Genomic DNA, 22057 nt, shown 5'->3' on the forward strand with positions numbered 1-22057 from the left:
CGGCAGCATCTCGGCCTCGAGGAATTCCACCAGCTTGCGGTTGGCGAAATAGTCGGGCTGCACGATGGCCACCTTGTCGCCGCGCGTCACCGTCGCTCCCACGGCGAGGAACAATGCGCCCTGCGTGCCCGGCGTGAGGATCAGCCCGTCGCGCGCATCGACCGGGGCGCCGGTGAAGGCCGCCAGCCGCGCCGCCACCGTCTCGCGGATCCCCATGTCGCCGCGATATTCGGTATAGGCCTGCGCGCCGCCAAGGGCCACGCCGGCCGCGAAAAGATCGAAGCTGCCGGGCGAGGGCGGATGCGCGTCCACATCGCCATGCGAGAAATCGACCGGCCGCCCCTCCAGCCGGTCGCCCCTCAGCACCGCGGCCAGCCCCTCGCCGCTCTGGCGCACCTCCTGCCCCGGGGCGTTGTCATTGGCAAGTCTGGCGAATTTGTCCTGGATCGACATCTGGTTTTCCTTGGCATGCCGTTGTCCCCACCTTCTTACCGCCGGGAACGGGAATGGCAAAACGGCGCTTTCCTGTTTCGAGGAATGGCAAGGCATTCATCCCGTCGTGCAGACGGAAACACCTTTCCTCGTCCCCGGCGGGTCCACCTGCGAGGTGATCGGCTCGCATCAATCACCCGTTCGGGTTGCCTGAAGCGCCCGGACGAAGATGTCCCAGGACCGCAGAAGGCGCTGTTCGTCGATGTCGCGGCCGATAAGGACGATGAAATCAGGATCCCCGGCGCCCGGCGGGGCCTCGGGCAGGATTTCGGGCGCCTGCACATGGTGCCGGACCGATTGCAGCAACAGCCGCCCTGCCGGAGTCGTGATCACGCCCTTGATGCGCACGATGCGGTCGCCCCGGGCATGCAGCAGCGCCGAAAGCCACGCGGACAGCGCCCACCACCCGCCTGCGTCGCGGGCGTCCAGGCGATGGGCCAGGATCGGGGTTGCCGCCTCCGGCTCGGGCAGGTCGAAGGGCGCCGCGGCGGGGTCGATCTCCTGCGGCGCCTCGACGCCGAATTCGGCCCAGGAGACCGCCGCGCCGGGGGCCAGAAGCCGGAGAGTGGCGGCCAGCCGCGACCGCTGCGGCAGGTCGGTTCCGGCCGCCTTGGTGACCACGATCTCGTCCGCCGCCTCGATCTGCCGGCGGGCCAGGGGTTCCCCGGCCAGCTGATCCATGGCGGCGCCGGCATCGACCAGCACGATCGTGCGGGCCAGGACGATGCGGCGGACCAGCACCGGATCGTCCTGCAAGGCGCGGGCGATGGCGGCGGGGTCGGCCAGGCCGCTGGTTTCCAGCACGAGGGCGTCGATCGCCCCGGCCCCCGCGCCGGTGGCGTCGTCGCAGATCCGGCGCAGCGCGGCGATCAGGGCGGCGCGCCCGGTGCAGCAGGCGCAGCCCCCTGCCAGCACCTCCAGCCGGTCGGCCCGCCCCAGGAGCAGATCGTCCACCGGCAGTTCGGCGGCCTCGTTCACCAGGACATGCACCCGGCCGAACCGGCGGGTGTAAAGCTGGTGGCGCAGCCAGCTGCTCTTGCCCGCCCCGAGGAAGCCCCCGACGATGGTCAGGGGCAGCCGACCATCCGGGCGGACCTCAGCCAAGACCCAGCGCCCGGTCCGAAAGCGGGTCGATCGGGCCGCCGGCGAGCCGCGCGGCTTCGCGCCAGAGGGACTCGAGGTCCGGCACCAGCACCCATTCGCCGCCGGGCGCGAACAGCTGCAGCCCCGGCGTCACGCCATCGTCGCGGGCCGTCAGCCCATAGCGCGCCAGCAGGCGGTTGACGACCGCCAGCCGGGTAAAGCGCAAGCGCAGCCGGTCGCCGGGGCTGGAGGCCCCGGCATCGGTCCAGTGACCCGGCGCGGCCGGAAAGCCGCAGGCGTTGCACATCTCTCAGATCACCTCGGGCCGCTTGCCGCTGTCGAAGGGATAGCGCCTGCGGAAATCGGCGGCGATGGCGTCGAAGGTGGCCCATTCGATGCCCTCGTGGCCGTTGATGTGCTCGATCAGCCGCTCCAGCATCAAGAGCACCTGCGGGCGGCCCGCGACGTCGGGGTGGATGGTGAAGGCGAAGACGGCATAGTCCATCTCGCGGTAGACCCAGTCGAACTGGTCGCGCCACATCTCCTCGATATGGCGCGGGTTCACGAAGCCATGGCTGTTCGGCGATTTCTTCATGAACATCATCGGCGGCAGGTCGTCGACATACCAGTTCGCGGCGATGTCCACGAGGTCGATTTCCGTGCCGTGCTTCAGGGGATGCATCCAGTCCCTGGCCTGTTTGGTGTAGTCGATCACGTTCCAGCTGTCGCCGACGCGGGCATAGAAGGGCTGGAAGTCGCGGTAGCCCTGGCTGTGGTCATAGGAGAAGTCGTATTTCTTCAGCAGCGCCGCGGTATTGGCCGACATTTCCCACCAGGGCGCGACATAGCCGGTGGGCGGCTTGCCGGTCAGCTTGTCGATCAGCTCGATCGACTTGACCAGAACGTCCTCTTCCTGCTGCGGCGTCATCGCGATGGGATTTTCGTGCAGATAGCCATGCGCCCCGACCTCGTGGCCCGCATCGACGATCATCCTCATTTCCTTCGGGAAGGTCTCCAGCGAGTGGCCGGGGATGAAGAAGGAGGTCTGCAGGTCGTATTTCCTGAACAGCCGCAACAGGCGCGGGATGCCGACCTCGGTCGCGAAGATGCCGCGCTGGATGTCCGACGGGCTGTCGCCCCCGCCGTAAGAGCCGATCCAGCCGGCGACCGAGTCGATGTCGGTGCCGAAAGCACAATAGATCTTCTTGGCCATGTCGTTCCTCCTGGTTGGGTCTCGCGGTCAGACGCCGCTGGGAATGTTCTGCGGATCGCGCTGGACGAAGCGGGGCGAGTTGAGGTCCTTCCAGACCGACAGCGCCCGGCTGGCGGCGGGGAAGGCGGGGCGCGGGATATAGATGCCGTGCCCGGCGCTGGGACGGGTGTTCTGGCCGTGGCTCCAGACCACCTTGCCGCGCGACAGGGTATGGCGGGCCTGGGCAGAGACCTCGATGCCCTCGAACACGTTGTAATCGATGATCGACAACTGGTCGGCGGCACGGATCGTCTTCTTCAGCCCGGGGTCCCAGACGACGATGTCGGCGTCGGCCCCGGGCACCAGCGCCCCCTTGCGCGGGTAGATGTTCAGGATCCGCGCGATATTGGTCGAGGTGACGGCGACGAATTCCTCGGGCGTCAGGCGGCCGGTCTCGACCCCCCTGGTCCAGAGGACGGCCAGCCGGTCCTCGAGCCCGCCGGTCCCGTTCGGGATCGACGGAAATCCCTTCAGCCCCATGCGCTTCTGGGCGGTCGTGAAGGCGCAATGGTCGGTCGCCACCACCTGCAGGCTGCCCGCGGCAAGCCCGGCCCAGAGGCTGTCCTGATGCCGCTTGTCGCGGAAGGGCGGCGACATCACCCGGCGGGCGGCATGGTCCCAGTCCTTGTCGAAATATTCGCCTTCGTCCAGCGTCAGGTGCTGCACCAGCGGCTCGCCCCAGACGCGCATCCCCTTCTGGCGGGCGCGGCGGATGGCCTCGTGCGCCTCTTCGCAACTGACATGGACCACGTAGAGCGGCACGCCCGCGGCATCGGCGATCATGATGGCGCGGTTGGTCGCCTCGCCCTCGACCTCGGGCGGGCGGGAATGGGCATGGCCCTCCGGGCCGGTCTTGCCCTGGGCCATGAACTTCTTCTGCAACTCGGCGATGATGTCGCCGTTCTCGGCATGGACCAGCGGCAGGGCGCCCAGTTCGGCGCAGCGCGAGAAGGAGGCATACATCTCGTCGTCCTCGACCATCAGCGCACCCTTGTAGGCCATGAAGTGCTTGAAGGTGTTGACGCCCAGCTTCACGACCTCGGCCATCTCGCGCCAGATCGTCTCGTTCCAGCCGGTGACGGCGACATGCCAGCCGACGTCGATGCAGATCCTGCCGTCGGCCTTGCGGTGCCAGTCCCGGACGGCATTCACCAGCGAGCCGTCGGGCCCCGGCAGCACGAAGTCGACGATCATCGTCGTGCCACCCGACGCGGCGGCGGCGGTGCCGGATTCGAAGGTCTCGGCGGTGGTGGTGCCCATGAAGGGCATTTCCAGATGGGTATGCGGGTCGATCCCGCCGGGAATGACATAGGCGCCCGAGGCATCCACCACCTTGTCGCCCTTCAGGTCCGTGCCGATCGCGGCGATCTTCTCGCCCTCGATCAGGATGTCGGCCTCATAGCTGCGGTCGGCGGTGACGAGGGTTCCTCCCTTGACGACGGTGGTCATGCTTCGATCCTCCAGGAAAGCAGGGAAAGCTCGGCAAAGCGGTCGGGCTGGCCGGCGAGGATGAGGAAGGCGAGCAGGAGCCGCGCCTTCAGCGCATCCAGATCCCCGGCAGGGACAAGGCCGCGGCGGATCAGGTCGATCTCGGCCCCCGGCTGGCCATAGGTGCGGGTCAGGACGCGGCCGCCCCCCGTGCGGCTGGCGAACACCACCGGCATGCGACGGGCGGCCTCGCCCAGCGCCTCGGCCCAGGAGGCCGCGGCATGGCCGCCGCCGGACAGTTCCACCACCAGCCCCGCCGCGCCGGCCCGCAGGGCGGCGTCAAGAAGGCGCGGCGGCTCGTCCAGGCCGGGCTTGAGGATCGGCACGAAGGGCATCCCCTCGCCCTTGAGCGCCAGCGCGGGCGCGCGCGGGCGGCGGCCGCGCAGCGCGGGACGACCCTCGGCCAGCCAGCCCAGCGGTGCGGGCGACCAGAAGGCGCCGGTCGCGGTGGTGTCGCGCTTCCGCACCCAGGGGGCGGCATGGATCGTATCGTCGAAGACCACCAGCACCCCCTGGTCGCGGCAGAGGGGATCGGCGGCGCAGGCCACGGCGGCGGCCAGGTTTGCCGGGCCATCCGGTCCGGGAAGCGAGGGATGCCGCATCGCCCCGGTCACGACGACCGGGATGCGGCCATCGTGCAGCAGGTCGAGGGCATAGGAGGTCTCCTCGATGGTATCGGTGCCTTGCGTGACCACCACGCCGGCCGCGCCCCCGGCCTCGACCCGGCGGATCAGCCCTGCCAGGTCGCGCAGGTTGGCAAGGCCGATCTCCACGCTGGGCACCCGCGCGAGGGTGCGCGCCCGGATCGGGGCCAGGTCCTTCAGCCCGGGCACGGCGGCGATCAGGTCGTCGGCCGTCAGCCCCGGCACCACGCCATTCCCGTCGGGGCGCGGGGTGCTGGCGATGGTGCCGCCCAGGGCGATGACCTCGATCCAGGCGTCCATCTCAGTCCTCGTGCGGGGTGCCGGTCGAATTGTTCTGGCCCGGCAGGACATGGTTGAACCGCGCCTCCCACGAGGCGCGGACCCTCTGGCCCACCTCGTTCGGCGCGGCGTAATACCTGTCGACGTCGAGATAGGCCACGAATTCCTCGCGCGAGCCGGTATCCAGCGCGACCTTCACGAAAGTCCCCTGGTATTCGATGTTTGCGACGGTGCCCTCGGTGCAGTTGCGCCCGCCGCCGAGGTCGGACGCCAGGTGGATCCGGTCGCGCCGGACCGAGAAGTTGACCGTGTCGCCCGCCTTGACGCCCGCAATCGCCGGGAGATCGTGCAGGGTTCCGTCCTTGCTGCGGACCACGGTCTGCCCGGCATCGGCGGCATCCACCGTGCCGGAGAGGACGTTCTGCCCGCCCATGAACCGCGCCACATAGGGGCTGTGCGGATGGTTGTAGACTTCGCGCGGGCTGGCGGCCTGGTCGATCACGCCGTGGTCCATCACGACGACCTGGTCGGCAAGGGCGATGGCCTCGGGCTGGGTGTGGGTGACGTGGATGAAGGTGATGCCAAGCTGGTTCTGCAGGCGCTTCAGCTCTACCCGCATCCGCAGCCGCAGGAATTCGTCCAGCGCCGACAGGGGTTCGTCCAGGAGCAGGACCTTGGGCTTGGTGATCAGGGCCCGCGCCAGCGCCACGCGCTGTTGCTGCCCGCCCGAAAGCTCTGACGGCACCCGGTCGGCAAGGTGCAGCAGCTGCACCCGGTCCAGCATCTCGCGCGCGGTGTCGCGCCGCTCGGCGGACGGCACGCCCCGGACCTTCAGGCTGAAGCCCACGTTGTCGGTCAGCGACAGATGCGGGAACAGCGCATAGTTCTGGAACATCAGCGCCGTGCCCCGGCTGCCGGTCCGCGCGTGCGTCACGTCCTCGCCGCCGATGGAGATCGTGCCCGAGGTCGGTGTCTCGTGCCCCGCGATCATGCGCAAAAGCGTGGTCTTGCCGCAGCCCGAAGGGCCGATCATGCAGCAATAGGCGCCGCCGTCGATGGTCAGGTCCACGTTGTTCACGGCGCGCACGGGGCCATACAGCTTGGTGACGCCGCGGATGTCGATCCGGCTCTGCTCGCTCATTCGGCCCTATCCCTGTTTGGCGCGGGCGCGCCTTTTCTGCACGATGGCGATCGCCAGGAAGGCGGCGGCGATCACCAGGAAGCTGACGGCCGAGGTCACCGTGCCGATGGCATAGAGCGCCGGCGTGGTGACGTTGGTCGTCATGTTGGAAATCTCGATCGGCAGCGTGTTGCTGCCGCCGACGGTCAGCAGCGACCGGGGCATCTCGTCGTAGGACAGCGTGAAGCCGAACAGCGCCACCGCGATCAGGCCGGGAAACAGGATCGGCACGGTGACATAGGCCAGCACCTGCCAGGGCCTGGCCCCGGCGTCGCGGGCGGCTTCCTCCCAGGATCCGTCGAAGCGGTTCAGCACGGCGAACATGATCAGAAGGCCGAAGGGCAGCGTCCAGGACAGATGCGCCCCGAGGCCCGAGAGCCACCAGCCCAGCCGGAAGCCGAGCAGCTGGAACAGCTGGCTGATCCCCAGGCCCAGAAGGATGCCCGGCACGACGAGGCTGACGATCGACAGGTAGAAGATCGGCCCCGCCCCCCAGAACCTGCGGCGGAAGGCAAGGCCCGCGAACAGGCAGACCACCGCCGTGATCACCAGCGACAGCCCGCCCAGGGCCAGCGAGCGGCGGAAGGCCCCGCCGAGATCGCCATAGCGGCTGGAGGACCACAGGTCCACGAACCAGTGGGTCGAGACCCCCCGCATCGGGAAGGTCAGCCCGCCGCCGGGACCCTGGAAGCTGAGGATGAAGATCATCAGCATCGGGCCGTAGAGGAAGACGACGAAGAGGCCGAAGAAGCCGGCCAGAAGATAGAAGGCCAGGCCGCGGCGTGATGTGGTCGTCTGCGTCATCGCCACTACCTCGCCAGTTCCGAGCGGATGTCCACCACCCGCAGGATTGCCGTGACCATCAGCAGCACCACCGCCACCAGCAGCACCGCCATCGCCGAGGCGACCGGGTAGTAAAGCTGGTCGATGTTGTTCTTCATCGCCGAGACGACCGAGGCGCTTTGCCCGCCGCTCATCACCCGGACCACGAAGAAATCGCCCATCACCAGGGTGACGACAAAGATCGAGCCCAGCGCGATCCCGGTCTTCGACAGCGGGATGATGACGTTCCACAGGATCTGCGCCGGCGTCGCCCCGGCATCGCGCGCGGCCTCGATCAGGTTCGAATCGATCTTGGCCATGCTGTTGAAGATCGGCACGATCATGAACAGCGTGAAGAGGTGAATATAGGTCAGCACCACCGCGAAATCCGAGTAGAGCAGGATGTCCAGCGGCTGGTCGATCAGGCCCGCCTGGATGAGCATGCTGTTGAACAGCCCCTCGCGGCCCAGGAAGGGAATCCAGCTGACCATGCGGATCACGTTCGAGGTCCAGAACGGGATCGTGCACAGCAGGAACAGCCCGATCTGCAGCTTGAGGCTGCGGACGTGGAAGACCAGGAAATACGAACAGGTAAAGCCGATGGCCGTCGTCGCCACCAGCGTCAGCAGCGCGTATTTCAGCGTGGCGAGGAACAGCTTCAGCGTGACGGGAGAGCCCAGGACCTCGGCATAGTTCGCCCAGGTGAAGGCCGGATAGACGGCGATGCCGTCGAACTCCCAGAAGCTGAGCATGACCACGGTGACCAGCGGAATGCCGACCATGGTCAGCATCAGGAAAGCCAGCGGCGCGACCTGAAGATAGGGCGCAAGCCGACTGCCGGACGGAGAGGACCTCCCGGACATGGAACCATCCTTGTTGGTGGCAGGTGCTGCGGGCCGGCCCGGCGCTGCGTCACACCGCAGGCCGGACCGGAAAGCGGGATCAGGACGAGACGAACTCGTTCCAGCGCTGGATCATGTAGCGGTCCTCGTCCATCACCGCGTTCCAGCAGGCGATGTTGCCCATCCGCTGCTCGAAGCTGCCGCCATCGCGCGAGGATCCGGCCTTGTCCATGATGTTGCCGTAGGGATCCTTGATATCCTCGGTCGCCGCCTTGCCTTCGTACCAGTAGCCGCGCTCGTTCTCCGAGAGGTTGGCCTTGGCGGTTTCGGGAACCGAGGAATAATAGCCCTGTCGCGCGATGAAGGCGCCCTGCCAGCCCGTGAGATACCAGTTCAGGTATTCATAGGCGGCCTCCAGCTTGATCCCTTCCAGATGGCGCATCAGGCCCATGCCCACGCCCCAGCCGCGATAGCCTTCCTTCAGCCCCTGGTAGACGCAAGGAATGTTGCGCGATTTCACCGCGGTCACGGCGGGCGACCACATCGACTGGATCACCACCTCTCCCGCCGCCATCAGGTTGACGCTTTCGTCGAAGGTCGACCAGAAGGCACGGAACTGGCCGTCCTTCTTCAGCGCGATCAGGGCGTCGATCGTCTTGTCGATCTCCTCCTTGGTCATGTTGCCCTTGTCGCCGTATTTCAGGTCGCCGCGGGCCTCCAGCGCCATCGCGGCGTCCATGATCCCGATCGAGGGGATGTTGACCAGTGCGGTCTTGCCCTTGAATTCGGGATTGAACAGTTCGACCCAGCTGCTGATCTCGCGGCCGACGAGGTCGGGGCGGATGCCCAGGGTGTCGGCGTTGTAGATCGTGGGCATGGCGGTCGCGAGGCCGGTCGGCGCCGCCGCGAATTCGGTGGATTCGGCACTGTCGGTATACAGCACCTTCACCGGCAGGGTGCCCTGGCGCGCCATGTCGGAGCCGTCGAAGCTCTTGCCGTCGCGCATCAGCGGGGTGATGTCGCCCCACATCTTGATCTTCGTGGTGTCGACCGGCTGCAGGTTGCCGGACCTGTAGACCTTCTGCAGGCCCCAGAATTCCAGGTCGGCGATGTCGATGGTCTCGGGCTGGTTCACCACCTTGGCCATCAGCTGCGTCGTCTCGGAGGTCTGCGGCACGATCTTGAAGCCCAGGTCCGCGCTTGCCTTCTCGGCGATGTCGGCGATCACGGAGTAGGACGGGCCGACCTGGTTCAGCGTCACGTCCTTGAGGTTCTGCGCCCAGATCATCGGCGCGCCGATGACACCCGAACCCACCGCCGCGCCGGTCAGCGCCGCGGTTCCCTTCAGAAGCTCGCGCCGCGTGACGCCCTGCGCCGCAGCTTTCGAAGCCATCTTTTCCGACATTTCAGTCTCCCTGTTGAACGTCGAGGACTAGGTCTGCTCTGGCCGCATTCAGATGCGGCTTCTTCAACGGAATCTACCAAGGAAGCCTAAGCCGGAACGTCCTTCGGATGCAATGCACAAATATTTCCGACTTTGCCCGGGAAAGACCCGGAAAAAATGCGTTCCTGGTCGCTATCGCAAACTTATTGTATGCGATAGACATACGACATGGCCCAGCCACGGATATCAGAACGCAGGGAACTCGCCCCCGAGCTGGAGGATCCGCCCCGAGTCGGGGCATCCGCCTTCCTCTACGAATCCATTTTCGGCCTGCTGCAACGGAAGATCGCCTCGGGCGCGATGCCGACGGGTGCTGTGCTGAAGGAGGCGGCGGTTGCCATCCACCTGAACGTCAGCCGGGCGCCGGTGCGCCGGGCGCTGGCCATGCTGGCCGAGCATGGGCTGCTGCGCCCGGCCGACGGCCAGGGCTATGTCGTGGGCGAGGCCATTCCCCGGCCGCTCTCGGCGCGCGAACTGCACGACATCCTGGCCGAGGCCACCGAGGACATCAGCCGCAGCGCCACCTGGGAACGCATCTTCAGCCGGGTCTCGGGCGAGGTCACCGCCCTTTTGCCGTTCGGAACCTACCGCATCCAGGAGGCCGAGCTGGGCGACCATCATGCCGTCAGCCGCACGGTGGCGCGCGAGGTGCTCTGGCGGCTGATGGATGTGCGCCTGATCGAGAAGGACCGCAAGTCACACTGGATCGCCGGACAGATGACCGCGCGCGTGGTGCGCGACACGCTGGAGATGCGCCGGGTGCTGGAGCCGCAGGCCCTGGCCAATGTCGCCCCCCTGCTGGAGCGGTCCTGGCTCGAGGACCTCGCGCGGCGCATCGAGGCGACCGTCGCGCGCTTTCCCGCCTGCGGCGCGGCCGAGATCGACGCGATCGAGACGGACATGTTCGGCACGATGTATGCCGGCCTGCGCAACACGAGGATGCTGGGTTCGATCCGCCGCAACCAGGTGGCGCTGATCGTGCCGCGCCTGTTCCGCCGGCATTTTCCGGTGCGGGACGACCTGCCGTCGCTGGTCGCCTATGGCCAGATCGTGCGCCTTCTCTGCGCCGGGGCGCTGGAGGCGGCGCAGATCCTGCTGCGCACCCAGATCGAACGCTCCGAGCCGCTGGTGCTGGCGCGACTTCGCGTGCTGTCGATCCTGCCGCCCCCGGCGACGCAGCCCTACATGATCGCCGTGCATTGAGGCCCCCCGCATGAGCCCCCCGCCCCTTCGCATCATCGGCACCAGCTCCACCCTGACGGCCGAGCTTTGCCGCGCGGCACGCCGGGACCTGCCCTTCCCGATCGAGTTCGAGGTCCTCGACGGCCCATCCTGCATGCGCCGCGGGGTCCTGAAGCCCGAGAGCTACGACATCTATGACCAATGGTTCTACTCGCTGGACGTGCTCTGGACCGCCGGGGCGATCCAGGCCATCGACACCAGCCGCATCCGCCGCTGGCCCGAGGTCCGCATTGCCGGGCAGATCCCCGGATCCGCCGCCAAGCAGGTCGGCGCGCCATCCGCGCAGCTTTTCGTCCGCCATGACGGCACCCTTGCCGAGCGCCCCGACGACCCCGCGCCGCCGCGCATCGGCATGCTTCCCACCACCTACAACGCCGACAGTTTCGGCTATGCCCGCGAGCTATTGGCCGAGCTGGCCCCCAACGAGACCGAGAGTTGGGCCTGGCTGCTGGATGACCGCTGGCACGGGCGTTGCACCCTCAGCCTCGATCCCGCGGGCAGCGCGGTGGAACTGGCGCTGGCCGCCCGCGCGGCGGGGCTGGTGGACGTGCGGGACCCCGGCAATCTGACCATCGAGGAGATCGACGCCCTGTTCCAGGTGCTGCTGTCGCTCAAGCGGCGGGGGCATTTCACCCGCTTCTGGGGCACGTCCGAGGATTCCGTCGCCCTGATGGCCGGGGGGAACGCGGTCATCGGCTCGCTCTGGTCGCCGGCCTATTACGCGCTGCGCGGCATGGGTCGCGACATCATCCACGGCGCCCCGCGCGAAGGCTATCGCGGCTGGCACAGCGGCCTGTGCCTGTCGGCCAACGTCACGGGCGCGATGCGCGATGCCGCCTATGCCTATCTGAACTGGTGGCTGGACGGCACGCCGGGCGCGATCATGGCGCGCCAGGGCTATTATGTCTCGGTGGTCGACACCCTGCGCGAGACGCTGAGCCAGGCGGAATGGGATTATTGGTATGAAGGCAAGCCCGCCAGCGAGGACCTGCCGGGCCTGGCCGCCACCATCGCGGTGCGCCGGGGAGAAACGCGCGAAGGCGGCAACTACCTGAACCGGGTGGCAAGGATTTCGGCCTGGAGCACCGTCATGCCCGAACACAACTATCTCGCCCGCCGCTGGCGGGAATTCCTTGAACTCTAGGATCCGGGGCGGCCGGGACCCCCAGGGCGGTTGCAGGGCCGGCGCGCCGGCGCTGGCGATCAGCCGATCCATGCCTGCGCCGGCGTGTTGCGGGGCCGGAGGGAATCGTGCCCCCCGGAAAGCTCCGCGGGGCACGTTCCCGGCTGCGATGGCCTTCAGCCGGCGACGGCGGCGCGGGCGGCCTTGCGGCGGGCGACGCGGGTGCGGATCGCCTCGACATCGGTCACCGGGGTCGCGGCGAACAGCGACTGCGTATAGGGATGCTGCGGATTGGCGAAAAGCGCCTCGCGACTGCCCTGTTCCACCGCCTCGCCCTTCGAGATCACCATCACCTCGTCCGCGATATAGCGCACGACCGAGAGGTCATGGCTGACGAAGACATAGGTCAGCTCGAATTCGTCCTGCAGGTCGGCCAGAAGGTTCAGCACCTGCGCCTGGACCGAGAGATCCAGCGCCGAGACGGGTTCGTCCAGCACCAGCAGCGACGGGTTCAGCATCAGCGCCCGCGCGATCGCGATGCGCTGCCGCTGCCCGCCCGAGAACATGTGCGGGTAGCGGTTGAAGTGTTCGGGTTGCAGCCCGACCTTCTTCAGCATCGCCTCGGCCCGGTCGCGCCGTTCCGTGGCCGGAATGGCGGTGTTGATGACCAGGGGTTCCATCAGCACGTCGCCGACCTTCTGGCGCGGGTTCAGGCTGCCATAGGGGTTCTGGAACACCATCTGCACCTTGGAGCGCAGCGCCGGGCCGGGACGGCGGCGGTGGATGTCCACCGCCTCGCCCGCGATGCGCAACTCACCCCCGGTCGGCGCGTCGATCAGCGCGATGATCCGCGCCAGCGTCGACTTGCCCGAGCCGCTTTCGCCGACGATGGCCAGCGTCTTGCCCTTGTCGACCTTGAAGTCGATGCCCTTCAGGGCCCGCACGTCCCGGCCGCGGGCGAACATGCTGCCCGGCACATGGTAGTCGCGCACGATTGCCCGGCCTTCTACGACCGGAATGTCCTGTCCCATCATGCGCCTGCCTGCTGGAAGAAATCTGAAACGGTGGGCAGCCGGTCGCCCGTGGCATGTTCCGGCAGGGCCGAAAGCAGCGCGCGGGTATAGGGATGCTGCGGGGCCTCGAAGAGGTCGAGCACCTCGGCCTCCTCCATCTTCTTGCCCTTGTACTGCACCACCACCCGGTCCGCGGTTTCCGCCACCACGCCCATGTCATGCGTGATCAGGATCAGCGCCATGCCATAGTCTTCCTGCAACTTCATCAAGAGGTCGAGGATCTGCTTCTGGATCGTCACATCCAGCGCCGTGGTCGGCTCGTCCGCGATCAGGAGGCGCGGGTTCGAGGCGATGGCGATGGCGATCATCACCCGCTGGCACTGGCCGCCCGAAAGCTGGTGCGGATAGGCCTTGATCTTGACCTCGGGCTCGGGGATGCCGACGGCGCGGAACAGTTCCAGCGCGCGGGTCTGCGCCTCCTTGCGCCCGAGGCCCAGGTTCAGCCGCAGCACCTCCTCGATCTGGAAGCCGACGGTGAACGACGGGTTCAACGAGGCGATGGGCTCCTGGAAGATCATGGTGATCTCGCGGCCGATCAGCCGCCGGCGTTCGGCCTTGGACAGTTTCGAGATGTCGCGCCCGTCATAGGTCATCTCGTCCGCCGTGATCGTGGCGGTGTCGGGCAGAAGCCCCATGACCGCCAGCATCGACACCGACTTGCCCGAGCCGCTTTCGCCGACGATGGCCAGCACCTCGCCGCGGTCGACATGCACGTCGATCCCGTCCACGGCGGTAAAGCTGCCGGTGGCGGTGGCGAATTTCACCGTGAGGTTGCGGATGTTCAGAAGCGCCATGATGTCAGCTCCGCTTCAGCTTGGGGTCGAGCGCATCGCGCAGCCCGTCGCCCATCAGGTTGATCGCCAGCACCGAGATCAGGATGGCAAGGCCGGGGAAGGTGACCACCCACCAGGCGCGCAGGATGAACTCGCGCGCCTCGGCCAGCATGGTGCCCCATTCCGGCGCGGGCGGCTGCGCCCCCATGCCCAGGAACCCCAGCGCGGCCGAGTCCAGCACGGCGGAGGAGAAGGACAGCGTGGCCTGCACGATCAGCGGCGCGAGGCAGTTCGGCAGGATGGTCTTGAACATCAGCCGCAGGTTGCCGGCCCCCGCCACGCGGGCGGCGGTGACGTATTCGCGCTGCATCTCGGACATGACCGCAGCGCGGGTCAGGCGGGCGAAATGCGGCTGGTAGACGATGGCGATCGCGATCATCGCATTGGTCAGGCCGGGGCCAAGGACCGCGACCAGCACCAGCGCCAGCAGCAGCGAGGGGAAGGCCAGGATCACGTCCATCACCCGCATGATGACGCTGTCGACCCAGCCGCCGAAGAAGCCGGCCAGCAGGCCGATGACGATGCCTCCGACCAGCGCGATCGACACGACGACGACGCCGATGAACAGCGAATACTGCGCGCCGAAGATCAGGCGCGAAAGGATGTCGCGGCCCACCGCATCGGTGCCGAGAAGGTAGGCGGTATTGCCGCCCTCTTGCCAGACCGGCGGGATCAGGAGTGCCGCCCGGTTCTGCACCGTGGGATCATGCGGCGCCAGGACCGAGGCAAGGACCGCGACGGCCACCAGGAGAAGGAAGACGACAAGGCCGATGACGGCGCCGCGGTTCTGGCTGAAGTAGAACCAGAATTCGGCGATCATCCGGCGGCGGATCGCGGCGTCCGACAGTCTGGCCGGCGCGGCGGTGGGGGGGATATCGGTCATTTGACGCGGATCCTCGGGTTGATGAGGCCATAGGTCAGATCGACCAGCAGGTTCACGATCATCACCAGCGCCGCGATCAGCAGCAGGCCGGATTGCACCACCGGGTAATCCCGGCGCGCGATGGAATCGATCATCCATTTGCCGATGCCGGGCCAGGAAAAGATCGTCTCGGTCAGGATCGCCCCGGCCATCAGCACGCCGATCTGCAGGCCGATCGTGGTGATCACCGGGATCATGGCGTTGCGCAGGGCATGGATGCCGATCACGCGGTAGGGCGGCATGCCCTTGGCGCGGGCGGTGCGGACGTAATCCTCGCCCATCACCTCCAGCATGGCCGAGCGGGTCTGGCGCGCGATGACCGCCAGCGGAATGGTCGCCAGCACGACCGAAGGCAGGACCAGATGGCTGAGCGCCGAGGTGAAGGCCCCCTCCTGCCCCGACAGGAGGCTGTCGATCAGCATGAAGCCGGTCACGTTGGGGAAGAAATACAGCAGGCTGATCCGGCCCGAGACCGGCGTCCAGCCCAGCATCCCCGAGAAGAAGATGATCAGCAGAAGGCCCCACCAGAAGATCGGCATCGAGAACCCGACCAGCGCCGCCGTCATCGAGACCTGGTCGAACCAGCTGCCGCGGCGGATCGCGGCCAGCACGCCCACCGGCACCCCGATCAGCGTGGCGATCAGGATGGCGCAAAGCCCCAGCTCGACCGTGGCCGGGAACAGGCTGAGGAATTCGGTCAGCACCGGCTTCTTGGTCACCAGCGAATTGCCGAAATCGCCCTGCAACAGCCGGCCGAGGAAGTCGAAATACTGCAGCACCAATGGCTTGTCATAGCCCAGCTGCGCCGAAAGCTCGGCATGGCGTTCGGGTGTCACGCCACGCTCGCCCGCCATCAGCAGGACGGGATCGCCCGGCAGGATGCGCACGAAACTGAAGGCGATGATCGTGATCCCCAGGAAGGTCGGGACCAGATACAGAAGCTTTGAAAGGATGAAGCGGAGCATAGGCCCTTGCCCTTGCAGAACGCGCGGGGGACCGATGCCCCCGCGCGTCAGGTTTCAACTGGATGGGCCGATCACTCGGCGATGTCCACCGTCTCGAAGGTGAAGTCGCCCAGCGGGCTCATCACGAAGCCCGACACCTTGGCCGACATCGGCACATACTGGGTCGAGTGCGCGATGGTGAACCAGGGCGCCTGCTCCTTGAAGATCACCTGCGCCTGTTCGTAAAGCGCGGTGCGCTCGGCCGGGTCGGCGGTGATCTTGGCGTCCTTCAGAAGCTTCGAGAAGTCCTCGTTGCACCAGAAGGCACGGTTCGCGCCACCTTCACCGGCCGAATCGCAGGACAGCAGCACCGACAGGAAGTTGTCCGGGTCGCCGTTGTCGCCGGTCCAGCCCAGGATCACGGCGCCGTCGCGGCCGGGCTCCATCGACTTCGCCAGGTATTCGCCCCATTCATACGACACGATCTCGACCGAGACGCCGATCTTGGACAGGTCTTCCTGCATCAGTTCCGCCGTGCGGCGGGCGTTCGGCATGTAGGGACGCTGCACCGGCATCGCCCAGATCTTCATCGACAGATCCTTGACGCCCGCCTCTTCCAGCATCTTCTTGGCGGCTTCCGGATCGTAGGGGTCGTCCTGGATCGAGTCGTTGTAGGACCACATGGTCGGCGGGATCGGGTTCTTGGCCGGCGCGGCCGCGCCCTGGAACACCGCATCCACGATGGCCTGCTTGTTGATCGCCATGTTCAGCGCCTTGCGGACCGCCGGATTGTCGAAGGGCGCCATGGTGGTGTTGTAGGCCAGGTAGCCGACGTTCAGGCCGGCCTGCTCGTCCAGCTTCAGGGTCGGGTCGGCCTTGATCGCCTCGATGTCGGCCGGGGCCGGATAAGGCATCAGGTGGCATTCGCCGGCCTTCAGCTTCTGCAGTCGGACGGCGGCATCCGGGGTGATCGCGAAGACCAGGTCATCGACGATGGCCGGGGTGCCCCAGTAGTCGGGGTTCTTCTGGAAGCGGATCACCGCGTCCTTCTGATAGGCCACGAACTTGAACGGGCCGGTGCCGATCGGCAGATTGTTCATGTCCTCGGGCGTGCCCGCGGCCATCAGCGCATCGGCATATTCCTGCGACACGATCGAGGCGAAGGGCATGGCGATATTGGCCAGGAACGGCGCCTCGGGCTGGTTCAGCGTGAACTTCACCGTATAGTCGTCGATCTTCTCGATCGACTTGATCAGCTCGGGCATCGCCATCGAGGTGTAATACTCGTAGGTGATGCCGGGGATATACTGGTGCCAGGGATGGTCGGCCTTGGCCTGACGCTCGTAGGAGAAGATCACGTCATCGGCGTTGAAGTCGCGCGTCGGGGTGAACTTCTCGTTCGACTGCCACTTCACGCCCTTGCGCAGGTGGAAGGTGTATTCGGTGCCGTCCTCGGAGACTTCCCAGCTTTCGGCCAGGCCGGGCTCGACCTCGGTCGTGCCCTTCTTGAACTCGGTCAGGCGGTTGAACACCGGATGGGCCGAGGCATCGAAGGTACCGCCGGCGGTGTAGGGAGCGGGGTCGAAGCCCTCGGGCGAAGCCTCAGAGCAATAGACGAAGGTCTTGGCTTCGGCCATGGCGGCGCTCATCGCCAGCGCCGAGGCGAAAATGAAAAGTCGTTTCACGTTGGGTGCTCCCTTTTGGTGGTTTGGAAATCGTACTGCCATCTTGGATGGCTACCATGCCAGCGCGCCGTGCGGCGGGCCGGATTCGGAATCGGTTCCTTGCACGCCCCTGCCCTGCAACGGTGCGAAAGTCGTCGGAGTCGCAGGATGCGCCATTTTTCCCATCCAGAGAAGCCGTGCCGGCCCGTCACCCGGATTGGAATAGGAATGGGGCTGCTGGCCCAGGTAATGCATGCTGTCGCCGGTGCGCAGCAGGAAGCTCTGGCCGTCGACCATCTGCTGGATCTCGCCCTCGAGGACGAAGATGATCTCCTCGCCCGAATGCTGGACGGTCTCGGAGCGATAGTGCGGCGGGATGTTCAGCACGAAGGACGACAGTTCATGCGCCGGAAACTCGGCGCCGATTCGCTCGTAGACGACCGAGTTCCCGGCGACCGAGAAGCGCGGTCGCTCCTCGGCGCGGGTCACGCTGTCCGCCTGCCGCGGCGTCGCGATGAAATGGTCGATGCCGACATCCAGCGCGGCGGCGACCTCGGCCAGGGTGCCCAGCGTGGGCACGGCATTGTCGCGCTCGACCTGGCTGAGATAGCTGGCCGAGACACCACAGGCGCGGCTCAACTCCTGCAGGGTCATCGACATCTGCTGGCGCCGCTTGCGGATCCGCTGGCCCAGGGCGACCGGCATCCCGGAACGCCTTTTCGTCATGCCGCCATTCACGTGTCGTCCGCCCCCTTCGTCGCGGCGGCATACAAGTGCATATCGCGCACCCCTACAACATGTTTTTGCTCGCGGTAAAATTTTTAAGTCCGAACCGGACCTTTCAGGCCGGCCGGGGGCCGCGAGGACAGCTTGCGCAGGCATGGGCTTCACGGCGCGTCGGGACGCTCGGCGGGGGGACAGAACCAGCGCGGGCCGGATTCGGCCATGTAGACGATGTCCTCCAGCCGGACGCCACATTCGCCATAGACGCAGAGCATCGGTTCGATCGAGAAGCACATGCCCGGAGCCAGCGGCGTTTTGTCGCCCTGCACGATCCAGGGCGCCTCGTGGATGTTCAGGCCAAGACCATGCCCCGTCCGGTGCGGCAGGCCCGGCACGGCATAGCCGGGTCCGAAACCGGCCGCTTCCAGCACGTCGCGGGCCGCCTTGTCCACCGCCTCGCAAGGGGTGCCGGGCTGCGCGGCGGCGAAGGCGGCCAGTTGCGCCCGGTGCTCGCAGTCCCACAGATGGCGCTGGCGGGCGGTCGAGGGGCCGAAGACATAGGTGCGGGTGATGTCGGAATGATAGCCGTGCAGCCGCGCGCCCATGTCCACTAGCACCATGTCGCCGACGGCAAGCACCTGGTCATGCGGCACGCCATGCGGATAGGCGGTGGCCTCGCCGAACTGGACGGCCGCGAAAACCGGGCTCATCCCCAGCGCCGCATGGGCGGCAGTGATGAAATCGGCCACTTCGCTGGCCTTCATGCCCGGACGCAGCCCGGCATGGACCGCCTTCTGGACAAGGTAGCTGGCATCCATCGCCGTCTGGAGGATCGCCAGCTCGGCGGCCGACTTGACCCGCCGCTGGGCCGAGATCATCTGCTCGGCCCCCGTGAGCGACAGGCCCGGCTGCGCGGCGATGCGATCGGCGAAGCGGAACGGCGTTTCGGGGTCCAGCGCCAGCCGGCCCTGCACCTGCGCCGCAAAGAGCGCGAAGGGATCCTCATGCTCCTCCCAGACCGCGATGCTGCCGGGCAGGCGCAACATGCTTTCCAGCTTAGGGCGTTCGAAATTCGGGGTGATGTAGACCAGCGACGCATCGCTGCGGACCAGCGCGCCATGGATCCGCTCGGACGGATGCAGCGACAGCCCGGTGAAATAGCTCAGCGACGAGGCCGCATCCAGCCAGACGGCATCCACCCCGCCCTGCCGCATCGCCGCCGCAAGCCGGTCCAGCCGGCCCGCATGTTCCGCCTTGGTGATCGCGGGGGCGCTGACCGCCGAGAAATCGCGCAGCGCGGTGTCGAAGTCGCTCATGTCCTGTCAATCCTGATCAGCAGCAGACGCAAGGCCCCGGTCACCCGCCACCCGCGGGGCCCGGACCCGCCTGATCAACCACGTTCTCGCGCCGAACGCCATGGGTTCCGCAAGGGCATCTTGCCGGGCCCCGTCACCGGGGCCAGGTCGCAGGCGGGGCAAGGCAGGTTATCCATTTCGATCCTCGGGATGCCGGTCCTGATGCAGGAACGTCGTGTCAAGCACAGCGGATTCGCCTATCATGCCCCGCAGCCGACGCGAACAACCGGGGACCTGATGCGGATCGACCTGAACTCCGACCTGGGCGAGGGCCTCGGACCCTGGGCGATGGGTGACGATGCGGCGATGCTGGATCTGGTCACCTCGGCCAACATCGCCTGCGGCGGCCATGCGGGCGATCCCGAGACGATGTTCGCGACCCTGCGCAGGGCGGCGCAGCGCGGCGTCGTGATCGGCGCCCATCCCGGCTATGCCGATCCGATCGGCTTCGGGCGGCGCGTGATCCCGATGTCCCCGCCCGAGATCGCGCGCATGGTCGCGGCGCAGATCGGCGCCCTGGCGGGGGTGGCGGGACTGGCGGGGGCGCAGCTGCGCTATGTCAAGCCGCATGGCGCCCTGGGCAATCTGGCCGCCGACGACCGCGCCGTGGCCGAGGCCATCCTGACGGCGGTGCCGAAGGGAATGGCGGTCCTGGCGATCTCGGGCACGGAACTGGAACTGGCGGCAAGGGCGGCGGGGATCGCGGTCTTTTCCGAGGTGTTCGCCGACCGCGCCTATCTGCCCAACGGCCGGCTGCTGCCGCGCACCGAGGCCGGCGCCGTCCTGCAGGATGCCGAGGAGGTCGCCGAACGGCTGATCGGCTTTCTGGACAGCGGCCGGATGCCGGTGATCGGCGGCGCGCCGGTCCCGCTTGCCGCGCAATCGGTCTGCATCCATGGCGACAGCCCCGGCGCGCTGCAGATGGCGCGGGCGATCCGCCAGCGACTGCAGGCGGCGGGCGTGACCCTGGCTCCGTTCCTCGGCTGATGCCACGGGACTTCCCCTGCTTCGTCCTGGTCGCCGAGCACGGCCTTCTGGTCGAGTTCGGCGAGCGGATCGACCCCGGAATCCATGCCCGGGTGCTGGCCCTGGATGCCGCCCTTGCCGCCGCCCCCTGCCCCGGCTTCCAGGAGGCGGTGCCCGCCTATGCCAGCCTGATGATCCGGTTCGACCCGCTGGCGACCGACCATCCCGCCGTCGAGGCCCATGCGAGAACGCTTCTGTCCCACGCCCTTCTGCCCCGCCCCCCGACCCCGCGCGAGGTCCTGGTCTGCTATGACGCCGACCTTGCCCCGGATCTGGCCGAAGTGGCGCGGATGACGGGGCTTTCGGCCGAAGCCGTGATCGCCGCGCATCTGGCGGGGCGCTACGAGGTCTACATGTACGGCTTCGCCCCCGGCTATGCCTATCTGGCGGGCGTGCCCGCATCCCTGCACCTGCCGCGCAAGCCGGCCGCGCAACGCGGCGTTCCGGGGGGAAGCGTCCTGATCGCGGGGCCGCAATGCCTGGTCTCCACCCTCACGATGCCGACCGGCTGGTGGGTCATCGGCCGCTCGCCCACCCGGATCCTGACCCGCGATCCCGCCCGGCCCTTCCTGTTCGATGTCGGCGATCCGGTGCGCTTCCGGCGCATCTCGCGGGCCGAGTTCGAGGCGGGGCGCGATGGCTGAGGCTGTCCTTGCCGTCGCTTTCGCCGGTCCGCATGTCTCGGTGCAGGATGCCGGGCGTCCCGGCCTGATGCGCTTTGGCGTGCCTGCCTCGGGGCCGCTGGACCGGCAGGCTTTCGCGGCCGCCCATCTGGCGCTCGGCAATCCGCCGGACGCCCCGGCCATCGAGGTCTCGCTCGGCGGCCTTGTCCTGACCTGCCAGTCCGGCGAGGTCGGCTTTGCCGTCGCCGGCGGCGGCTTCGTGGTCGAACATGGCGCATCGCGGCGCGGCTCGTGGACCGTGGCCACGCTGCGGGCCGGCGAGAGGCTGGCGATCCGGCCGGGACACTGGGGCAGCTGGTGCTATCTGGCCTTTGCCGGGGCATTGCAAAGCCCGCTCTGGCTGGGACGGGCCGCGACACATGCGCTGTCCGGCCTTGGCGGCGGCAGGCTGACGGCCGGGCAGGTCTGGAGGGTCGCCGGGACGCGCGCGGTGCGCGAGGGCGCCTTTCCCTGTCCCGTCTTCGCACGACCAAGGCAGGATCTGCGCGTGACGATCGGCCCGCAGGACCGCTTCTTCGCGCCGGAGACGCTCGATACCTTCCTGCACGCCCCCTGGCGGATCACCGAGGCCTGGGACCGGATGGGCGTCCGGCTGGCGGGGCCGCAGGTCGCGCCGCAAGCCGCGCTCGACATGCTGTCGGAACCGACCCTGCGCGGCTCGGTGCAGGTGGCGGGGGATGGCGTGGCCTCGGTCCTTCTGGCCGATCACCAGACGACCGGGGGCTATCCCAAGATCGCCACGGTGCTGGACTGCGACCTTGACGCCATGGTGCAGCTGCGCCCGCGCGACCTCTTGCGCTTCACGGTGGTCTCTCCGGCCGAGGCGGTGCAGATCGCCCGCGCCGAGGCCGGGCGGCGGCACCGCTACCGCGAGACCCTGGCAAGGGCGGCAGGGGGCGCGGGCCCCTTTGGCGACGGGCTTGCATCTCTGCCCCCCTGATCT

General features: G+C 67.6%; 21 protein-coding genes and 1 pseudogene. 5 read left to right on the forward strand and 17 right to left on the reverse strand.

Annotated features, from left to right (window positions below):
- From ACE3UA_RS00005 to ACE3UA_RS00050, 10 genes and pseudogenes are all read right to left on the reverse strand, one after another.
- Window positions 1-453, reverse strand: a pseudogene (locus ACE3UA_RS00005) (pyridoxal phosphate-dependent aminotransferase); the annotation flags it as partial.
- A 168-nt stretch (window positions 454-621) separates the two neighbouring features.
- Window positions 622-1596, reverse strand: coding sequence for a GTP-binding protein (locus ACE3UA_RS00010; protein ID WP_374641217.1), 975 nt, complete (start codon window positions 1594-1596; stop codon window positions 622-624).
- The gene (locus tag ACE3UA_RS00015; RefSeq protein ID WP_374641219.1) at window positions 1589-1882 is read right to left on the reverse strand and encodes a hypothetical protein; all 294 of its coding nucleotides are present in this window, start codon (window positions 1880-1882) and stop codon (window positions 1589-1591) included. Before ACE3UA_RS00015 ends, ACE3UA_RS00010 begins: the two co-directional genes overlap by 8 nt.
- 3 nt (window positions 1883-1885) lie before the next feature.
- Window positions 1886-2788 (reverse strand): polysaccharide deacetylase, encoded by a 903-nt coding sequence (locus ACE3UA_RS00020; protein ID WP_374641221.1) that lies wholly within the window; start codon window positions 2786-2788, stop codon window positions 1886-1888.
- Window positions 2789-2815: 27 nt separating this feature from the next.
- On the reverse strand, window positions 2816-4276 hold the full coding sequence (gene hydA / locus ACE3UA_RS00025; protein ID WP_374641222.1) for a dihydropyrimidinase: 1461 nt from the start codon (window positions 4274-4276) through the stop codon (window positions 2816-2818).
- A complete protein-coding gene (locus ACE3UA_RS00030; RefSeq protein ID WP_374641224.1) occupies window positions 4273-5259 on the reverse strand; it encodes an asparaginase in 987 nt (328 codons plus the stop codon). Before ACE3UA_RS00030 ends, hydA begins: the two co-directional genes overlap by 4 nt.
- Before the next feature lies 1 nt (window position 5260).
- Window positions 5261-6379, reverse strand: a complete 1119-nt coding sequence (locus ACE3UA_RS00035) for an ABC transporter ATP-binding protein (protein ID WP_374641226.1) — start codon at window positions 6377-6379, stop codon at window positions 5261-5263.
- Window positions 6380-6385: 6 nt separating this feature from the next.
- Entirely contained in the window at window positions 6386-7222 is an 837-nt protein-coding gene (locus tag ACE3UA_RS00040; protein ID WP_374641228.1) for an ABC transporter permease, read from the reverse strand.
- A gap of 5 nt (window positions 7223-7227) precedes the next feature.
- Window positions 7228-8103 carry an ABC transporter permease gene (locus ACE3UA_RS00045; protein WP_374641230.1) on the reverse strand — a complete coding sequence of 292 codons (876 nt, stop codon included), beginning with the start codon at window positions 8101-8103 and terminating at the stop codon, window positions 7228-7230.
- Between the two features lie 79 nt (window positions 8104-8182).
- On the reverse strand, window positions 8183-9487 hold the full coding sequence (locus tag ACE3UA_RS00050; RefSeq protein ID WP_374641232.1) for a PotD/PotF family extracellular solute-binding protein: 1305 nt from the start codon (window positions 9485-9487) through the stop codon (window positions 8183-8185).
- A gap of 207 nt (window positions 9488-9694) precedes the next feature.
- Here ACE3UA_RS00050 and ACE3UA_RS00055 point away from each other — a divergent pair, with 207 nt between their 5' ends.
- Window positions 9695-10729, forward strand: coding sequence for a GntR family transcriptional regulator (locus ACE3UA_RS00055; RefSeq protein ID WP_374641234.1), 1035 nt, complete (start codon window positions 9695-9697; stop codon window positions 10727-10729).
- 10 nt (window positions 10730-10739) lie between these two features.
- Window positions 10740-11912, forward strand: coding sequence for a PotD/PotF family extracellular solute-binding protein (locus tag ACE3UA_RS00060; protein WP_374641236.1), 1173 nt, complete (start codon window positions 10740-10742; stop codon window positions 11910-11912).
- Between the two features lie 155 nt (window positions 11913-12067).
- Here the strand turns inward: ACE3UA_RS00060 and ACE3UA_RS00065 are convergent, their stop codons facing one another.
- The 7 genes from ACE3UA_RS00065 to ACE3UA_RS00095 form a co-directional block, all read right to left on the reverse strand.
- On the reverse strand, window positions 12068-12922 hold the full coding sequence (locus tag ACE3UA_RS00065; RefSeq protein WP_374641238.1) for an ATP-binding cassette domain-containing protein: 855 nt from the start codon (window positions 12920-12922) through the stop codon (window positions 12068-12070).
- Window positions 12922-13758: an ABC transporter ATP-binding protein gene (locus tag ACE3UA_RS00070; protein ID WP_374641240.1), complete on the reverse strand. Its 837-nt coding sequence runs from the start codon at window positions 13756-13758 to the stop codon at window positions 12922-12924. Before ACE3UA_RS00070 ends, ACE3UA_RS00065 begins: the two co-directional genes overlap by 1 nt.
- Window positions 13759-13762: 4 nt before the next feature.
- Window positions 13763-14617: an ABC transporter permease subunit gene (locus ACE3UA_RS00075; RefSeq protein WP_374641912.1), complete on the reverse strand. Its 855-nt coding sequence runs from the start codon at window positions 14615-14617 to the stop codon at window positions 13763-13765.
- 59 nt (window positions 14618-14676) lie between these two features.
- Window positions 14677-15684, reverse strand: coding sequence for an ABC transporter permease subunit (locus ACE3UA_RS00080; RefSeq protein ID WP_374641242.1), 1008 nt, complete (start codon window positions 15682-15684; stop codon window positions 14677-14679).
- 71 nt (window positions 15685-15755) lie between these two features.
- Entirely contained in the window at window positions 15756-17300 is a 1545-nt protein-coding gene (locus tag ACE3UA_RS00085; protein WP_374641914.1) for an ABC transporter substrate-binding protein, read from the reverse strand.
- A gap of 99 nt (window positions 17301-17399) precedes the next feature.
- Complete coding sequence (locus tag ACE3UA_RS00090) at window positions 17400-18032, reverse strand: helix-turn-helix domain-containing protein (RefSeq protein ID WP_374641244.1); 633 nt, start codon at window positions 18030-18032, stop codon at window positions 17400-17402.
- Between the two features lie 182 nt (window positions 18033-18214).
- A complete protein-coding gene (locus ACE3UA_RS00095; RefSeq protein WP_374641246.1) occupies window positions 18215-19366 on the reverse strand; it encodes a M24 family metallopeptidase in 1152 nt (383 codons plus the stop codon).
- A 276-nt stretch (window positions 19367-19642) separates the two neighbouring features.
- On the opposite strand from ACE3UA_RS00095, the gene ACE3UA_RS00100 reads away from it, so the two are divergent.
- From ACE3UA_RS00100 to ACE3UA_RS00110, 3 genes are read left to right on the forward strand one after another with little or no spacing between them, the layout of a single operon-like run.
- Window positions 19643-20392 (forward strand): LamB/YcsF family protein, encoded by a 750-nt coding sequence (locus tag ACE3UA_RS00100; RefSeq protein ID WP_374641916.1) that lies wholly within the window; start codon window positions 19643-19645, stop codon window positions 20390-20392.
- On the forward strand, window positions 20392-21075 hold the full coding sequence (locus tag ACE3UA_RS00105; RefSeq protein WP_374641248.1) for an allophanate hydrolase subunit 1: 684 nt from the start codon (window positions 20392-20394) through the stop codon (window positions 21073-21075). The genes ACE3UA_RS00100 and ACE3UA_RS00105 overlap by 1 nt, the downstream gene beginning before the upstream one ends.
- The gene (locus ACE3UA_RS00110) at window positions 21068-22054 is read left to right on the forward strand and encodes a biotin-dependent carboxyltransferase family protein (RefSeq protein ID WP_374641250.1); all 987 of its coding nucleotides are present in this window, start codon (window positions 21068-21070) and stop codon (window positions 22052-22054) included. Before ACE3UA_RS00105 ends, ACE3UA_RS00110 begins: the two co-directional genes overlap by 8 nt.
- Window positions 22055-22057 lie beyond the last annotated feature (3 nt).

Origin of the sequence: Tabrizicola sp. (genome assembly GCF_041919135.1) — a bacterium.
GTDB lineage: Bacteria > Pseudomonadota > Alphaproteobacteria > Rhodobacterales > Rhodobacteraceae > Tabrizicola.

Bases quoted from the DNA above. Each gene is read 5' to 3' on its own strand.
- ACE3UA_RS00015 (WP_374641219.1), bottom strand. From the start codon at position 1,882: ATGTGCAACGCCTGCGGCTTTCCGGCCGCGCCGGGTCACTGGACCGAT.
- ACE3UA_RS00020 (WP_374641221.1), bottom strand. From the start codon at position 2,788: ATGGCCAAGAAGATCTATTGTGCTTTCGGCACCGACATCGACTCGGTC.
- hydA (WP_374641222.1), bottom strand. From the start codon at position 4,276: ATGACCACCGTCGTCAAGGGAGGAACCCTCGTCACCGCCGACCGCAGC.
- ACE3UA_RS00030 (WP_374641224.1), bottom strand. From the start codon at position 5,259: ATGGACGCCTGGATCGAGGTCATCGCCCTGGGCGGCACCATCGCCAGC.
- ACE3UA_RS00035 (WP_374641226.1), bottom strand. From the start codon at position 6,379: ATGAGCGAGCAGAGCCGGATCGACATCCGCGGCGTCACCAAGCTGTAT.
- ACE3UA_RS00040 (WP_374641228.1), bottom strand. From the start codon at position 7,222: ATGACGCAGACGACCACATCACGCCGCGGCCTGGCCTTCTATCTTCTG.
- ACE3UA_RS00045 (WP_374641230.1), bottom strand. From the start codon at position 8,103: ATGTCCGGGAGGTCCTCTCCGTCCGGCAGTCGGCTTGCGCCCTATCTT.
- ACE3UA_RS00050 (WP_374641232.1), bottom strand. From the start codon at position 9,487: ATGTCGGAAAAGATGGCTTCGAAAGCTGCGGCGCAGGGCGTCACGCGG.
- ACE3UA_RS00055 (WP_374641234.1), top strand. From the start codon at position 9,695: ATGGCCCAGCCACGGATATCAGAACGCAGGGAACTCGCCCCCGAGCTG.
- ACE3UA_RS00060 (WP_374641236.1), top strand. From the start codon at position 10,740: ATGAGCCCCCCGCCCCTTCGCATCATCGGCACCAGCTCCACCCTGACG.
- ACE3UA_RS00065 (WP_374641238.1), bottom strand. From the start codon at position 12,922: ATGGGACAGGACATTCCGGTCGTAGAAGGCCGGGCAATCGTGCGCGAC.
- ACE3UA_RS00070 (WP_374641240.1), bottom strand. From the start codon at position 13,758: ATGGCGCTTCTGAACATCCGCAACCTCACGGTGAAATTCGCCACCGCC.
- ACE3UA_RS00075 (WP_374641912.1), bottom strand. From the start codon at position 14,617: ATGATCGCCGAATTCTGGTTCTACTTCAGCCAGAACCGCGGCGCCGTC.
- ACE3UA_RS00080 (WP_374641242.1), bottom strand. From the start codon at position 15,684: ATGCTCCGCTTCATCCTTTCAAAGCTTCTGTATCTGGTCCCGACCTTC.
- ACE3UA_RS00085 (WP_374641914.1), bottom strand. From the start codon at position 17,300: ATGGCCGAAGCCAAGACCTTCGTCTATTGCTCTGAGGCTTCGCCCGAG.
- ACE3UA_RS00090 (WP_374641244.1), bottom strand. From the start codon at position 18,032: ATGCCGGTCGCCCTGGGCCAGCGGATCCGCAAGCGGCGCCAGCAGATG.
- ACE3UA_RS00095 (WP_374641246.1), bottom strand. From the start codon at position 19,366: ATGAGCGACTTCGACACCGCGCTGCGCGATTTCTCGGCGGTCAGCGCC.
- ACE3UA_RS00100 (WP_374641916.1), top strand. From the start codon at position 19,643: ATGCGGATCGACCTGAACTCCGACCTGGGCGAGGGCCTCGGACCCTGG.
- ACE3UA_RS00105 (WP_374641248.1), top strand. From the start codon at position 20,392: ATGCCACGGGACTTCCCCTGCTTCGTCCTGGTCGCCGAGCACGGCCTT.
- ACE3UA_RS00110 (WP_374641250.1), top strand. From the start codon at position 21,068: ATGGCTGAGGCTGTCCTTGCCGTCGCTTTCGCCGGTCCGCATGTCTCG.